Below are 15,067 nucleotides of genomic sequence, written 5' to 3'. Positions count from 1 at the left end.
GGGCAGCGGTGACTCCATCGCCCGGTACGACCTCAGCGCCACCGTCGACGACGGTCCCTGCTGAGCGCTGGACGCCGAGCGGGACCGTCGCCGGACCAGGGCCTTGAGGCTCAGCCCTTCGGCGTCGTCGCCACCGCCGCCTGCGGCCTGATCGGGAGGCGGTTCACCGGGCGGCCCGTGGCCGAGCGGACCGCCGAGGCCACCGCGGCCGGGGCCGTGACGACCGGGACCGCCGAGGCCGGTTTCGCGCCGAAGGGGGCCACCACGTCGCGTTCCTCGACCAGTTTCACGATGCGGATGTCGGGGGCGTCCAGGGCCGTCGGGAGCGCGTAGCCCGTCAGGTCGGGGTGGCGGATCAGGCCCTTCGCGGTGCGGAGGTTCTCCGTGAGGGCCGCGCCGATGCCCTGGGTGATGCCTGCCTCGATGCGGATGGCCAGTTGGGCGGGGTTGAGGACCCTGCCCACGTCCTGGGCGACCGCCATTTCGACCACGCGGATCGAGCCGAGCTCGATGTCGACGTCCACCACCGCCCGTACCGCGCAGAACGCGAGGCCCACGAACGCGTCGCCCTGGCCCGCCTCGTCCAGCGGTTCCGTGGGGTGGGGTCGGCACTGGGCGGTGGCCCAGAGTTCCTTGCCGTCCATCGCCTCCGTGACGGTGGTGGAGAGGACCCCGTCGTACGAGGTGATCTTGCCGTCGGCGATCTGGAGCAGCTCCGTGGACATGCCGAACTTGTGCGCCAGCGGCTGAAGGAGCTGGGTGCGGACCATCTTCGCCGCCCGTTCCACCGCCCCGCCGGAGACCCAGGTGTGGCGGCCGTGCGTCGCCGGGCCCGCCGGGGGCTGGTCGGTGTCCACCGCCGCCACGTGGACCTCTTCGACGCCCAAGGTCTCCTGGACGATCTGGCGGGCGAGGGTGCTGAAGCCCTGGCCTGTCTCGACCGCCGCGCAGATGACGGTGGCCACGCCGTCGTGGACCCGGACCGTGGCCGTCGAGACCTCGTCCGTGCCCTCGGCGCCGAGCATGTGCACCATGCCCAGGCCGTAGCCCACGCCCCGGCGCACCGCCCCCGGCTCCCCCGCGCCCTCGGGGCCGCCCGGCAGCAGCCAGTCGTCCTCCGGGGCGTCCTTGGGGAGGGCGGGGAGGGGGAAGTCGCGTACGGCCTGGAGCAGTTCGGCTACCGGGGCCGGGCAGGTCACCGTCTGACCCGTGGGCAGGATGTCGCCCGTGGAGAGCGTGTTGCGCAGGCGCAGTTCGGCCGGGTCGATGCCGAGCTTGGCGGCCAGCTTGTCCATCTGGCCCTCGTACGCCGCGCAGACCTGCATCGCGCCCTCGCCGCGTACGTGGCCGGAGGGCGGGTTGTTCGTCCGGACCGCCCAGCCCTCGATGAAGGCGTGCGGGACGACGTACGGGCCGCAGGCGAACGCCACGGCGGCCGCCAGGGATTCGGAGGAGGCGTCGGCGTACGCGCCCGCGTCCAGGAGGATCTGGGCCTCCACCTTGACCAGCCGGCCCTCCGCGTCCGCGTGGTGGCGGTAGCGCAGGAGGGTGGGGTGGCGGTGGGTGTGGCCGAGGAAGGACTCCTCGCGGCTCGCGGCCAGCTTCACCGGGCAGCCCGTGCGCAGCGCCAGCAGGCCCAGCGGGATCTGGAAGCCCGGGTCCTCGCGGTCGCCGGTCGCCCCCGGCACCCCGGTCACGACGACCTTGACCCGGTCCGGCTCCAGGCCGAAGCAGGCCGCGATCAGGTCGCGGTCGGTGTGCGGGTCGGTGGAGGCGGTGTAGATCTCCACGCCGCCGTCGGGCCTCGGCACGGCGAGGCCCGCCTCCGCGCCGATCGGGGCCGGGTCCTGGCGGCCGATGCGGTACAGGCCCTCCACCACGACCTCGCCCGTCGCCTCCGCGTCGCCGTAGCGCAGCGGGATGTGGCGGATCAGGTTGCCGTCGGGGTGCAGGGGCTCCGCCTCGAACGCCTTCTCCGGGTCCGTGACCGGCTCCAGCACCTCGTACCGTACGGCGATGGCGGCGGCGGCCAGCCGAGCCGTGTCCGGGTGGTCCGCGGCGACCGCGGCGATCGCCTCGCCGTGGTGGCGGACCAGGTCGGAGGCGAACACCGGGCGGTCCACCACGTGCCGGCCGTAGTTGCTCTCCCCCGGCACGTCCTCGTGCGTGACGACCGCCCGCACCCCGGGCATCTCCTCGGCGCCCGAGGTGTCGATGGACAGGATCCGCGCGTGCGGGTGCGGGGAGCGCAGCACGGCCGCCCACAGCAGTCCCTCGGCCCAGAGGTCGGCGGCGTACGGGAAGGTGCCCTCGGTCTTCGCCCGGGTGTCGGCGGCGGGGAGCGACGAACCGAGGCCCATCCGGGGCTGCTCCAGGTCCTGGTCCGGGCCGCCGCCGGGGCCGCCGCTCAGCGCGTCGATCCTGGGCAGGCTGGTGCTGGTCGCGTTGGCCGCGGTGGCCGCGTCGCTGCTCACGCCGCCTCCTTGTCGATCACGTGGTGCTGCCGGTGATGCGTGTGCCGCTGCTGTACGGCGGGGCCGCGGGCGTGCCTCACAGCGCCTCTCCCTCGTGCGGGTGGGGGCCCTGCTGCACGCCGCCGGCGCCCGGCTCGGCCTGGTGCGGGATGCGCGCCTCGTCCGGGGCCGCCGCGGCCGCCGCCTCGGCGTTCGCCTCGCGGGCCGCGACGACGTCCGCGACCGCGTCGAGCACACCCCGGTAGCCGGAGCAGCGGCAGAGGTTGCCGCAGAGCGCCTGGCGGGTCTCCAGCTCGGTGGGGGCGTGGTTGCCCTCCAGCAGGTCGTGGACGGTCATCGCCATGCCGGGGATGCAGAAGCCGCACTGGACGGCTCCGCAGGCGGACAGGGCGCGCTGGACGTCCGACGGTTCGCCGTCGACGGCAAGGCCCTCGACCGTACGCACCTCGCTGCCCGCCGTCGTGGCCGCGGGGACCAGGCAGGAGGCGACCAGCCGGCCGTCGACCTGGACGTTGCACGCGCCGCACTCGCCCTGCGAGCAGCCGTCCTTGGCACCGGCCAGACCGAGGCGCTCCCGGAGCACGTAGAGCAGGGACTCGCCGATCCAGGCGTCGCTGACCGGGCGGTCCACGCCGTTCACATGGAGCAGGTAGGACGCGGCGGGGTGCTCGCTCGGTACGTCGGGGAGGGCGGGGGGCTCGTCGACGGGAGCGAGGGCGCCGTCCGTGGGGGCGGCACCCGTGGGGGCGCCGTCCGTGAGGGCGGCATCCGTGAGGGCGGCATCCGTGGGGGCGGCGGTTTCCGTTGCGGTGCGGTCGGCGTCCGCGACAGCCTCCGTCGCCGCCTCCGCCTCCGCCTCCGCGTTCGGTTCCGCTTCCTCCTCCGGGAGCGCTTCCGCTTCGCCCGCCTCGGGCGCGTTCGCTTCGGCTTCCGGCTCTGCTTCCGGCTCGGCTTCGGCCTCCGGCGCCGGTACGGGAGCGGTTTCCGGTTCCGGTGTGGCCCAGGGGGCGGGCGCGCCGCCGGGCAGCGTGGCCGGGCGGGCGCTGTCCGTGTACCACTGCGGGGTGTGCGCCGACGCCAGGAACTCGCCCGATTCGTCCGGGAGATCCCCGTCCGCGACCGGGATCGTCCACTGGCCCGTGTGACCCGTATGTCCCGTGTGGGCTGCGTGGGCCGTGTTACCCGTGTGGGCCGAAGCGTCGGCCTCCCCGGGCGCCTGGGCACCCTCCGGAGCCGCCGCCGTCTCACCTAGGGCCTCGGTGAAGTTCCACTGGGCCGTGGCGTGCGAGGTGTCCTCGTACGGGCCCTGGTATCCGCCCTGCTGGTTCGGGTCCGGCCAGTGGATCGCCCCGGTCTCCTGGGCGGCGGCGGCCTCCTGGGCGCGCTGCTCCGCCTGCGCCTGCTGGGTCTGCGTCTGGATCACCCAGCTGCCCGTCGCCGCCGGGTCCAGACCGGCGGCCGGGGTCAGCGGAACGATCATCGGCGGGACGTACCCCTGGCCGGGCGCGGCCAGCGGGATGTTCGCCAGGTCCTCCGGCGGCAGGTGGACGAAGGCGGTGGCGTCGGCCGCGGTGGCGTCGGCGTCGAAGCCGTCGCCCTGCGGGGTCGGCTCCCAGCCGCCGTACCGCGGGTCCGGGCCCTCGGAGTGCCCCTGCCCCTGCTGCCCGTGCTGCTGGTGGGGGTTCTCCTCATTGCTCACGACAGTGCCCTCCCCAGCGCGCGTCGGGCGAGCGCGGCGACCGTGCGCCGCAGGTGCAGGACGGCCGGGGACAGCGGCGGGGCCTCTGATCCGTCGGCCGGTGGTGCGTGGTCCGGGATGCAGGCCGCGGCGACGTACTCGCCGAAGGCGGCCAGCGCGTCGGGGGCCAGGCCCCGCTCGCCGTCCCAGTCGATCAGCGAGGCGATCCACTGCTCCGCCTCCAGCGGGCGCAGCGGCATCGGGGCGATGGCGCCGACCGCGCAGCGCACGCCCCGGCGGGCCGGGTCCAGGACGATCGCGACGGAGGCGGTGGCGCGGCCGGGACCGGTGCGTCCCGTGGCCTTCAGGAACACCTGCGGGGCGTGCAGCAGCGGTACGCGGACGAAGCCGATGAGCTCCGCGGGCTCCAGCAGTTCACGTCCGGCCAGCAGGTGCGAGACGGGGATCTCGCGGCGGGCGCCGTCGGGGCCCGCGATGACGAGTTCGGCCTCCAGCGCGGCCAGCACAGGCAGGGCGTCGCCGGTGGGCGCGGAGGTGACGATGTTGCCGCCGAGCGTGCCCGCGTTGCGGATCTGGGGCGGGCCGGCGGCGCGGGCGGAGGCGGCGAGGGCGGGGATGAGGGCGGCGAAGTCCGGGCGGCCCATCCGGGCGTGGGTGAGTCCGGCGCCCAGGAGCGCGTGGCCGTCCTGGTAGTGCCAGCCGCGCAGCTCGCTGATCCGGCCGAGGCCGACCAGGCCGGAGGGGCGCAGCAGCCCCTTGTTGACGGCTGCCATCAGGTCCGTGCCCCCGGCAACCGGAACGGCTGCGGGCATGGCGCCGAGAGCCGCCACGGCCTCGTCCAACGAGGTCGGCAGCGTCACCGACTGCATCGCCTGCGGTGCGTGCGTGGTCAACCCAGCTGCCCCTTCCCGGTCTCCCGGCGCTCTGGCCTGTTCCGCCGTACGGTACGTGTTCACAGCCCGGACGTGGCAACTCTGGCACATCTTCCGAACGGACCGGCGCGAGGGTCCGCGAAGGGTGGATACGCCCCTGACCTGCGAGATGTTCCGGTTTCGCATGTCTTCGGCGGGGAAGGTGAATTGCCACTCCTGGCGAGGCTTGTACGACTTATACGGTTCGCGCCCCGGATCCGTTCCCGGGTCGGGGAGCGAAGCGTTCCCGGGTCCGGGGCGCGAACCGTTCCCGGACGCACGTCGGCCGCAGCGGTCCCGGAGGACGGCTGCGGCCGACGGGGGCCGGTACGCGGGTCACACCACCGGAGGCTCCCCCTCTCGCGGGAAGCCGAGGACGCCGGGGCGCTGCTGGCGCGGGTACGGGCCGCCCGGCGGGCGGTAGTCGACGCCGAGGGCGTCGAGGCGGGCGTAGTGGGCCCGCATCCGGGCGTCGAAGGCGGCGAAGTCCCGGTCGGCCGGGGCGGGCAGGGCGGACCAGGCGACCTCGGCGAAGGCGGCGAGGCGCGGGAAGACCTGGTAGTCGACGCGGTCCCGGTTCTGCATGACCTCGGTCCACACGTTGGCCTGGGTGCCCAGGATGTGACGGGCCGCCTCCTCGCTCAGGCCCGGCGGGACGGGCTCGAAGCGGTAGACGTCCTCCAGGGTCCGTACGTACCCGATGGGCATCGGCTCGTCGGAACCGCCGTCCTGACGGTGGTCCAGATACACCTGCTGCTCGGGGCACATGACGACGTCGTGCCCGGCCTCGGCGGCCGCGATGCCGCCGCCGTAACCGCGCCAGGAGGAGACCGCGGCCCCCTCCGCGAGGCCGCCCTCCAGGATCTCGTCCCAGCCGATGAGGCGGCGGCCGCGGGCGGTGAGCCAGGCGTCGAAGTGCCGGATGAACCAGGACTGGAGGCCGTCCTCGTCCTTCACGCCGAGTTCGGCGATCCGGGCCTGGGCGAGCGGGGACTCCTTCCACTGGTCCTTGGGGCACTCGTCGCCGCCCATGTGGACGAAGGGCGAGGTCTCGGCGGGGAAGAGCTCCAGCACCTCCTCCAGGACGCCTTCGAAGAAGCGCAGGGTGTTGTCGGTGGGGGCGAGTACGTTCGGGCTGACGCCCCAGTTGTCCCAGACGGAGAGGGCGGTGGTGTCGATGACGTCGGTGTTGCCCAGCTCGGGATAGGCGGTGATGGTCGCCTGCGAGTGGCCGGGGATGTCGATCTCGGGGACCACCCGGATGTGCCGCTCGGCGGCGTAGGCGACGATCTCGCGGATGTCGTCCTGGGTGTAGAAGCCGCCGTAGGGGGTCTCGTCCCACAGCTCGGAGGCCCGGTGGCCGTACTTGGTGCGGGAGCGCCAGGAGCCGACCTCGGTGAGGCGCGGGTAGCGCTTGATCTCGATGCGCCAGCCCTGGTCGTCGGTGAGGTGGAAGTGGAAGACGTTCAGCTTGTGGGCGGCGAGCAGGTCCAGGTAGCGCAGGACGTCGTCCTTGGGCAGGAAGTGCCGGGAGACGTCGAGCATCATTCCGCGCCAGCCGAAGCGGGGTTCGTCCTCGACGACGACCGGCGGGACCTCCCAGGTGCGGCCGGGGGCGAGGGGGGCGCGGCGGAAGGCGTCGGGGCCGAGGAGCTGACGGAGGGTCTGGGCGCCCCGGAAGACGCCCGCCGCCGTGCCGCCCGTGATGCGCACGGCGTTCGCCTCGACGGCCAGGCGGTAGCCCTCGGGGGCGAGGGACTCGTCGAGCTCCAGCACGATGCCCTGACCGGTGGAGCCCCGCCCGGAGCCGTCGGCCGCGCTCGTGCCGGTGCCGTCGCCCTCGGGCAGGGGCAGTCCGGTGGGCGGGCCGAGCGTGGCGCGCAGCCAGCGGGCGACGCCCTCGGTGCCCGGTCCGGCGGTCAGCGGGGTGCGGTAGCCGAGGGGGTAGGGCCCGGCGGCGGCCGCGGTCAGGGTGCGCGGGGCCGGGATCAGACCGAGGGCAGCGGCGTCCACGGCGCCCGGGGAGGGGGAGTTCTCGGGTGTCATGACGTCAGTCCTTAACCGCTCCGCCCAGTCCGGAGACGAGGCGTCGCTGTACGAGTACGAAGAAGACCAGGACGGGGATGGTCATCACGGTCGAGGCTGCCATGATCCCTCCCCAGTCGTTCTCGTCCGGCTTGAAGAAGACCAGCAGCGCCATCGGCAGCGTCGACTGGGAGGTGTCGCTGATGATGAACGACTTCGCGAACAGGAAGTCGTTCCAGGTGGTGATGAAGGAGAAGACGCTGGTGGCGACCAGGCCCGGGAAGACCAGCGGGAAGAGGATCTGCCACAGGAAGCGGGTGCGGCTGGCCCCGTCGATGTAGGCGGCCTCCTCCAGCGCCTCGGGCACGGCCTTGACGAAGCCGCGCAGCATCCAGATGGCGAACGGCAGCGAGAAGGCGAGGTGCGGCAGGATCAGCGAGCCGAGGGTGTTCAGCTGGCCGAAGTCCCGCATGAGGAAGAACAGCGGGATGGTCAGCGCCTCCACCGGCACCATCTGCGCCACCAGGAACATGATCAGCAGGGTGGTGCGGAACTTGAAGCGGAAGCGGGTCACGGCGGTGGCGGCCAGGAAGGCGATCAGCGCGGAGAGGACGACGACCGTGCCCGCCACCAGCAGGCTGTTGAGGAAGTAGCGGCCGAAGTCCTGCTGCTCGAAGACCCGGCGGAACGAGTCGAGCGAGGGTGCGAGCGTCCAGGGGCGGGCCTCGGTGGACTGGATCTCCCCGGCCGGTTTGAAGGCGGAGAGCACCATCCAGTACAGCGGGAAGGCGACCGCGACGGCGATGAGCAGGGCGGCGGCCTCGGCCAGCAGCCTGCCGGGCCGCTTGACGCGCAGGAACGTGCGTGCGCCACCGCCGCCTCCGGGACGTGTCCGTACGGCGCTGTCGGTCGTCGCGCTCACAGTTCCTCCCCCTGGCGCCTCACCAGGCGCAGATAGACCAGCGTGACGGCCAGCAGGATCACCAGCATCACGACGCCGATCGCCGATCCGAGGCTGTACTGCGAGGACGCGAACGCCTTCTGGTACGCGTACACGTTGAGCACCAGGTTCTGGCCGGCGATACCGCCGCCGTTGGTCATGACGTAGATCTGGGTGAAGACCTTGAAGTCCCAGATGATCGACTGGATGGTGACGACGATCAGGATGGGCTTGAGCATCGGCGCCATGATGGTGCGCCAGATCCGCCACTGGGACGCGCCGTCCAGCGAGGCGGCCTCCAGCACCTCGGTGGGGATGGCCCGGATGCCCGCGTAGACGGTGACCATCACAAACGGGAACGAGCACCAGAGGACTTCGAGGAGGACGAGGGCGAAGGCGCTGTAGCGGCCGTACGTCCAGGAGAAGTCGCCGAGTCCGAGCACCTTGTTGACCGGTCCGAAGTCGGGGTCGAAGAGGAAGACCCAGACGGTGGAGCCGGTGATCGCGGGGGTCGCCCAGGCGCCGAGCGCGGCCATCATCAGCGCGAGCCGGGGCAGGGCGCGGATGCGGGTGAGCAGGACGGCGAGCGCGCAGCCGACGGCCAGGGTGGAGACCACGCAGGCCGCGGCGAAGAGCACGGTGGCGAGGAGGACCTGCCAGAACTGGCTGTCGTTGAAGAGCGTCGCGTAGTTGCCGAAGCCCTGGAAGGTGGTGGGTTCGCCGCCGCTGACCTGGGCCTGGGTGTACTCCAGGAACGAGATCAGGCCGAGCTGGTAGATCGGGTAGACCAGCAGTCCGGCGAGCAGGACGAGGGCGGGCAGGAGGTAGAGCCAGGGGGTCCAGCCGGAGCGGTTCGCGGGCGATACGGACCGGGGGCGCCGGGGCGGGCGGGCTGCCGGGGTGGCGCCGCCCGCCCCGGCTCCGCCCGCGGGCGGGGCCTTGAGCGGTGAGGTGTGCGTGGTCATCGTCAGCCGGCTTCGGTGAAGGCCGCGTCCATCTTCTTCGCCGCGTCGTCCGAGGCCTTCGCCACGTCCTTACGGCCGGAGACGATCTCCTGGAACATCGTCGGCAGGACCAGCGAGGCGTCGATCTGGCCCCAGGCGGGCGAGGCGGGGACGAACTTGGCACCCGCGCCGAGGGTCTCGACGAACGGGGCGACGAAGGGCTCCTTCTTCGCGGCGTTGTCCCGGACGTCGGTGTAGGTGGGCAGGAAGCCCATCGCGTCGAACATCTGGGCCTGGGTCTTCTTGCCGGACAGCGACTTCATCAGGTCGACGGCGAGGGTGCGGTGCGAACTGCTCTTGAGGACGCCGAGGTTGTTCCCGCCCGCGAAGGCCGGGGCGATGGAGTTCTCCGCGACGCCGGGCAGCGGCACGACGGCGTACTTGCCCTTGACCGCGCCCGCCTCGACGGCGGCGTGGCTGAAGTCGCCGCCGATGGCCATGGCGGCCTTGCCGGAGGCGAAGGCGGTCACGGTGGCGTTGCCGCCCATGGAGGCGCACTTGGCGGCCGGACAGTTGTCGTCGCCGAAGAGGGAGGTGTAGGCCTCGATGCCCTTGCGGGACTTCTCGCTGTTGATGCCGGACTTGTACGTGCCGCCGGTCTCGCCCGCGAGTTCGCCGCCGTTGGCCCAGATGAAGGGCATTGCTCCGTAGGTGTACGCGCCGCCGACCGCGAGGCCGTAGAGGTCGGGCTTGGCCTTGCGGATCTTCTTGGCGGTGGAGATCAGTTCGGCCTGGGACTTGGGGGGATCGATGCCGAGGTCCTCGAAGACGTCGGTGCGGTAGTAGAGGGCCCGGACGCCGACGAAGAAGGGCGCGCCGTAGACCTTGTCGCCGACGGTGACGGACTGCTTGGCGATCGGGTCGGTGTCCCTGGCCTCGTCCCAGGCGCCGAACTCCTCGGTGATGTCGGCGAGTCCGCCGTCCTTGACGTATCCGGCGGTGTCGCTGTTGCCGTACTCGATGAGGTCCGGGGCGCTCTTGGGGTCGTTGAACGCGGCCTTGATGCGCTGCGCGCGGGTGTCGACGGGTATGTACTCGATCTCGACCTTCGCGCCCTTGTGGGCCTTCTCGAACTCGGCGACGGCCGCGTCGACGACCTTCTCCTTGGGCTTGTTGCCGACTTCCTGGAAGAGCCAGACGCGGAGCGTTCCGCTCTTGTCGTCACCCTTCGCACTCGTGTCGGAGGTCTGCGGCGCACAGGCGGTGGCGGTGAGGCCGGCCAGCACAAGCGCCGCAACGGGGGCGGCAATTCGGGCAGAAAGCTTCATCCGGAACCCCTACCGGTCAAGCGTTGCATCATGTGCAACGTGCGTTTCGTTCTGCACAACTGGCAGGAGAGTAGGCCTGCGTTCCGGAGACGACAAGTGGTCTCGACCACTCTGTGACCAGCGGACGCAGCCCGTGCAACGCGACCGCGCGGTCACCTTCCGTGAGGGGGTACGGCAAAGGCCCCCGGGGCGTGCGGTGTCGCACGCCCCGGGGGCCTTGCAGGAGTGGGGGCCGGACCTACTTCTTGTCCTTGCCGCCGCCCTTGCCCTTGTCCTTGTCGCCGCCGGCGCCCATGGACTCGTAGATCTCCTTGCACATGGGGCAGACCGGGTACTTCTTGGGGTCGCGCCCCGGCACCCAGACCTTTCCGCACAGCGCGACCACGGGAGTGCCCTCCAGGGCGCTCGCCATGATCTTGTCCTTCTGGACGTAATGGGCGTAGCGCTCGTGGTCGCCGTCGCCCCTCGACACCTGCGGCGTCGGCTCGACGAGGGTCCCGGTGCCTGCCCCGCGATCGGGCTCAAGAGTGCTCATAACCGCCAAGGGTACTGAAAGAGGCGGGGATCAGTTGAGCGAAGGGTCGTCCGGATACGTGGCGATCATCGCGAGCTCGCTGCGCTGGCGGCGGAGCACGGCACGCCAGAGCTGTTCGGGGCGCGGGGAGGAGACGTCGCCGGGCTCGGACTCGACCACGTACCACGCGCCCTCGGTCAGCTCGCCCTCCAGTTGACCGGGGCCCCAGCCCGCGTACCCGGCGAAGATCCGCAGCGAGCCGAGGGCGGGGCCGAGCAGCTCCGGCGGGGTCTCCAGGTCGATCAGACCGATCGCCCCGTGCACCCGCCGCCAGCCGAGCGGGCCCTCGTCGCCGGGGATCACCGCCACACCGAGAGCGGAGTCGAGCGAGACCGGGCCGCCCTGGAAGACGACGTCCGGTTCGCCGGTCAGGGCGGCCCAGGACGCGAGGATGTCGCCGACGCCGACCGGGGTCGGGCGGTTGAGGACCACGCCGAGGGAACCCTCCTCGTCGTGGTCGAGGAGCAGCACCACCGCGCGGTCGAAATTCGGGTCCGTGAGGGCGGGTGCGGCCACGAGCAGTCGCCCTGTGAGCGAGGACACCTCGGTCATGGCACGAATGATCCCGCATCTTCGCCCTTCGCGGGAGGCGAGTACCCGTGATGCCGCCCTCAGGAGAGCGAGCGCAGCTCAGGGCGCACGGAGGCACGGGGAGCGCACCGTCCGGCGGGGATGCTGTGGGCCATCCGGACGGTAACCCTCCGCAAGATCGGGTGCGCAGAGGGTGTTGTGGCGGATTCATGACGTTCGTACACCCCCCTTCGCCTTACGGAAGGGGGGTAGGAGGCCATTACCCTTTTCGTTGGCCCCCTGCCCGACCACTCCGGAACGCGAGATACATGACCGGCACAGACGATGTCCTGCTTGTCCACGGCGGCACCCCGCTGGAGGGCGAGATCCGCGTCCGAGGCGCCAAGAACCTGGTGCCGAAGGCCATGGTCGCCGCGCTGCTCGGCAGCGGGCCCAGCCGCCTCCGCAACGTTCCCGACATCCGTGACGTACGGGTGGTCCGGGGACTCCTCCAGCTGCACGGCGTCACCGTCCGCCCCGGCGACGAGCCGGGCGAACTGATCCTCGACCCCTCGCACGTCGAGTCGGCGAACGTCGCCGACATCGATGCCCACGCGGGTTCGTCGCGCATCCCGATCCTGTTCTGCGGCCCCCTGCTGCACCGCCTCGGCCACGCCTTCATCCCGGGCCTGGGCGGCTGCGACATCGGCGGCCGGCCGATCGACTTCCACTTCGAGGTGCTGCGCCAGTTCGGCGCGACCATCGAGAAGCGGGCCGACGGCCAGTACCTGGAGGCCCCGCAGCGGCTGCGCGGCACCAAGATCCGGCTGCCGTACCCCTCGGTGGGCTCCACCGAGCAGGTGCTGCTCACCGCCGTCCTCGCCGAGGGCGTCACCGAGCTGTCCAACGCGGCCGTCGAGCCGGAGATCGAGGACCTCATCTGCGTACTGCAGAAGATGGGCGCGATCATCTCCATGGACACCGACCGGACCATCCGGATCACCGGTGTCGACAAGCTCGACGGTTACACCCACCGGGCGATCCCGGACCGCCTGGAGGCCGCCTCCTGGGCGTCGGCCGCACTGGCGACCGAGGGCAACATCTACGTGCGCGGCGCCCAGCAGCGCTCGATGATGACCTTCCTCAACACCTACCGCAAGGTCGGCGGCGCCTTCGAGATCGACGACGAGGGCATCCGCTTCTGGCACCCGGGCGGCGCGCTCAACGCCATCGCGCTGGAGACGGACGTGCACCCCGGCTTCCAGACCGACTGGCAGCAGCCGCTGGTGGTGGCGCTGACACAGGCCGCGGGTCTGTCGATCGTCCACGAGACGGTGTACGAGTCGCGGCTCGGCTTCACCTCCGCGCTCAACCAGATGGGCGCGCACATCCAGCTCTACCGCGAGTGCCTGGGCGGCTCGGACTGCCGCTTCGGCCAGCGCAACTTCCTGCACTCGGCGGTCGTCTCCGGACCGACGAAGCTGCAGGGCGCGGATCTGGTCATCCCGGACCTCCGGGGCGGTTTCTCGTACCTGATCGCGGCGCTGGCGGCGCAGGGCACCTCCCGGGTGCACGGCATCGACCTGATCAACCGCGGTTACGAGAACTTCATGGAGAAGCTGGAGAAGCTCGGCGCGAAGGTGGAGCTGCCGGGCGGTTCCCTGGTCTGACCCCGCTCAGTGCTGCCGCACACAGCACTGCGCACCCGGCGCCCCGGCCCTCACAGAGGGCCGGGGCGCCGTGCTTCCCGTGCTTCCCGTGCTTCCCGTGCTTCCTGTGCTTCCCGGGACCGTGCGAACCGGCCCGGGGTGGTGCCCGCGATCCGCTTGAAGTGCCGGGTGAGGTGGGACTGGTCGTGGAAGCCGACCGCGACGGCGGCCTCCCCCGGGGAGACGCCCTCCAGCAGCAGGCGGCGGGCTCGGTCGACCCGGCGGGCCGTCACGTACTGGTGCGGCGGCATCGCGTAGGCCGCGCTGAAGGCCCGTACGAGATGGGTCGGGTGCGCGTGGACCAGCCGGGCGGCCTCGGCGAGCGTGACACCCTCCCGCAGCCGCTCGTCCAGCAGCTCGCGCAGGTCCCGGGCGACGCCCGGACGGGGCAGTGGCGGCTCCAAGGCCGCCAGGGGCCGCAGATGGCCGCGCAGCCGCTCCCCGACGAACGCCAGGCGGCTCTCCGCCTCCAGCGCGTCGCCCGGGTCCGCGAGGGCGGTATGCAGCCGGGCGACGCGGGCGCGCAGCAGCGGGTCGGCCAGGTCGGGGGTGTCGACGGCGGGCCCGATGAGGCTCGCGTCGAGCTGGGTCATGTCCAGATAGAGCACCCGTTTGCGGAACCCGTCCGGGGTGGCGGGCGAACCGTTGTGCGGGACCTGCGGCGGCAGCAGGCTGACGGTGCCGTCCGGGGTGCCGTGCTGGTGGCGGTCCAGGTCGTAGCGGACGGCCCCGTCGTCGACGATCAGGAGCGTCCAGGCGTCGTGGACGTGCATGGGGTAGGCGTGCTCGGTGAAGCGGGCATGGAAGACCTCCACGACCCCGGCGACGGACGGTCGCCAGGCCGAGATCTCCTGCGGGCGGCTCACGCGGGTCACGCCAAGAACGTACAAGACGCGTCGGCGGGGCGGCGGCCAGTCTCGACCCATGGGAAACACGCACGAGAACGCCACGGGAAACACGTACGGGAACGCGGGCGGCGACAAGACCGCGCCCGTCACCGCGCCCGTCCGCTTCGACACGAAGATCGCGGTGCTGCTCCGCGACGACCTGGAGACCTGGCAGCGGCTGAACGTGACCGCCTTCCTGGTGAGCGGTCTGGGGACGGCGGCGCCGGAGGTGATCGGCGAGCCCTACGAGGACGCCAACGCGACCGCGTACCTGCCGATGCTGCGGCAGCCGGTGCTGGTCTTCGAGGGGGCGAAGGAGACGCTGACCGCCGCGCACACGAAGGCGCTCGCCCGGTCCCTGACGGTGGCCGTGTTCACCTCGGACCTGTTCGGCACGGGAAACGACCGGGACAACCGGGCGGCCGTACGGGCGGTGGGGCGGGACTCGCTGGATCTGGTGGGCCTGGCCGTGTACGGGCCGCGGAACGCCGTGGACAAGGTCCTGAAGGGCGCGCGGATGCATCCGTGACCACCGAGGGCCCCGGGCGTACCGGCGGGGCCGTACGGGGCGCATGTGCCCCTGGCATGCGCAAGGGCGGCCACCCCTGGTCGGGAGTGGCCGCCCTCGTCGCGCCTGGGGGTTACTTGCCCTTGGCGGCTTCCTTGAGCTTCGAGCCCGCGGAGACCTTCACGCTGTAGCCGGCGGGGATGTTGATCGGGTCGCCGGTCTGCGGGTTGCGGGCGGTGCGAGCGGCACGGTGGGTGCGCTCGAAGGTCAGGAAACCGGGGATGGTGACCTTCTCGTCGCCCTTGGCGACGATCTCACCGACGGTCTCGGCGAGCGCGGCCAGCACGGCGTCGGCGTCCTTGCGAGTCACCTCGGCGCGGTCGGCCAGGGCGGCCACCAGCTCACTGCGGTTCATGTTGTTACTCCCGTGTTCTTCTTGCCTGTGAGGCGTGAGATCGAAGCCGATGCTGCCAGGGCCCTCTGACAGTCCCCGGACCCGGGTCTGATGTCAGACCCTCTCGCCCGATTACGCATCCTGCCCCCACCAGCGGCGGGAAA

At 72.0% G+C, this 15,067-nt stretch carries 13 protein-coding genes; 2 read left to right on the top strand and 11 right to left on the bottom strand.

Annotated features, from left to right (window positions below; genetic code table 11):
* Window positions 1-110: 110 nt before the first annotated feature.
* The 9 genes from IE140_RS32610 to IE140_RS32570 form a co-directional block, all read right to left on the bottom strand.
* Complete coding sequence (locus IE140_RS32610) at window positions 111-2,474, bottom strand: xanthine dehydrogenase family protein molybdopterin-binding subunit (protein WP_189460955.1); 2,364 nt, start codon at window positions 2,472-2,474, stop codon at window positions 111-113.
* A gap of 76 nt (window positions 2,475-2,550) precedes the next feature.
* Window positions 2,551-4,173: a (2Fe-2S)-binding protein gene (locus IE140_RS32605; RefSeq protein ID WP_189460953.1), complete on the bottom strand. Its 1,623-nt coding sequence runs from the start codon at window positions 4,171-4,173 to the stop codon at window positions 2,551-2,553.
* Window positions 4,170-5,066, bottom strand: coding sequence for an FAD binding domain-containing protein (locus tag IE140_RS32600; RefSeq protein ID WP_032765056.1), 897 nt, complete (start codon window positions 5,064-5,066; stop codon window positions 4,170-4,172). Before IE140_RS32600 ends, IE140_RS32605 begins: the two co-directional genes overlap by 4 nt.
* Window positions 5,067-5,420: 354 nt before the next feature.
* A complete protein-coding gene (locus IE140_RS32595) occupies window positions 5,421-7,130 on the bottom strand; it encodes a beta-N-acetylhexosaminidase (protein ID WP_150195563.1) in 1,710 nt (569 codons plus the stop codon).
* A gap of 4 nt (window positions 7,131-7,134) precedes the next feature.
* Window positions 7,135-8,031, bottom strand: a complete 897-nt coding sequence (locus IE140_RS32590) for a carbohydrate ABC transporter permease (RefSeq protein ID WP_050486837.1) — start codon at window positions 8,029-8,031, stop codon at window positions 7,135-7,137.
* A complete protein-coding gene (locus IE140_RS32585) occupies window positions 8,028-9,014 on the bottom strand; it encodes a carbohydrate ABC transporter permease (RefSeq protein WP_032765058.1) in 987 nt (328 codons plus the stop codon). The genes IE140_RS32590 and IE140_RS32585 overlap by 4 nt, the downstream gene beginning before the upstream one ends.
* 2 nt (window positions 9,015-9,016) lie before the next feature.
* A complete protein-coding gene (locus tag IE140_RS32580; RefSeq protein ID WP_109178722.1) occupies window positions 9,017-10,321 on the bottom strand; it encodes an extracellular solute-binding protein in 1,305 nt (434 codons plus the stop codon).
* A 238-nt stretch (window positions 10,322-10,559) separates the two neighbouring features.
* Window positions 10,560-10,856: a DUF3039 domain-containing protein gene (locus IE140_RS32575; protein ID WP_006124925.1), complete on the bottom strand. Its 297-nt coding sequence runs from the start codon at window positions 10,854-10,856 to the stop codon at window positions 10,560-10,562.
* Window positions 10,857-10,886: 30 nt separating this feature from the next.
* Window positions 10,887-11,447, bottom strand: coding sequence for a YqgE/AlgH family protein (locus tag IE140_RS32570; RefSeq protein ID WP_032765060.1), 561 nt, complete (start codon window positions 11,445-11,447; stop codon window positions 10,887-10,889).
* 287 nt (window positions 11,448-11,734) lie between these two features.
* Here IE140_RS32570 and murA point away from each other — a divergent pair, with 287 nt between their 5' ends.
* Window positions 11,735-13,075: a UDP-N-acetylglucosamine 1-carboxyvinyltransferase gene (gene murA, locus IE140_RS32565; RefSeq protein WP_006124927.1), complete on the top strand. Its 1,341-nt coding sequence runs from the start codon at window positions 11,735-11,737 to the stop codon at window positions 13,073-13,075.
* A gap of 50 nt (window positions 13,076-13,125) precedes the next feature.
* Here murA and IE140_RS32560 read toward each other — a convergent pair whose 3' ends face one another.
* Entirely contained in the window at window positions 13,126-14,040 is a 915-nt protein-coding gene (locus tag IE140_RS32560; protein WP_373296211.1) for a helix-turn-helix transcriptional regulator, read from the bottom strand.
* Between IE140_RS32560 and IE140_RS32555 the strand changes: the two genes are divergently transcribed.
* Window positions 14,039-14,530, top strand: a complete 492-nt coding sequence (locus IE140_RS32555; RefSeq protein WP_189460951.1) for a DUF2000 domain-containing protein — start codon at window positions 14,039-14,041, stop codon at window positions 14,528-14,530. The two genes, IE140_RS32560 and IE140_RS32555, sit on opposite strands and share 2 nt — an antisense overlap.
* Before the next feature lie 112 nt (window positions 14,531-14,642).
* Here IE140_RS32555 and IE140_RS32550 read toward each other — a convergent pair whose 3' ends face one another.
* The gene (locus tag IE140_RS32550; protein WP_003968811.1) at window positions 14,643-14,924 is read right to left on the bottom strand and encodes an HU family DNA-binding protein; all 282 of its coding nucleotides are present in this window, start codon (window positions 14,922-14,924) and stop codon (window positions 14,643-14,645) included.
* Between the last annotated feature and the right edge of the window lie 143 nt (window positions 14,925-15,067).

The sequence above is a fragment of the Streptomyces parvus genome, assembly GCF_014648875.1.
Lineage (GTDB): Bacteria > Actinomycetota > Actinomycetes > Streptomycetales > Streptomycetaceae > Streptomyces > Streptomyces parvus.
Note: the sequence above shows the minus strand (reverse complement) of the source record. Positions and strands in the feature narration are given on the sequence as shown.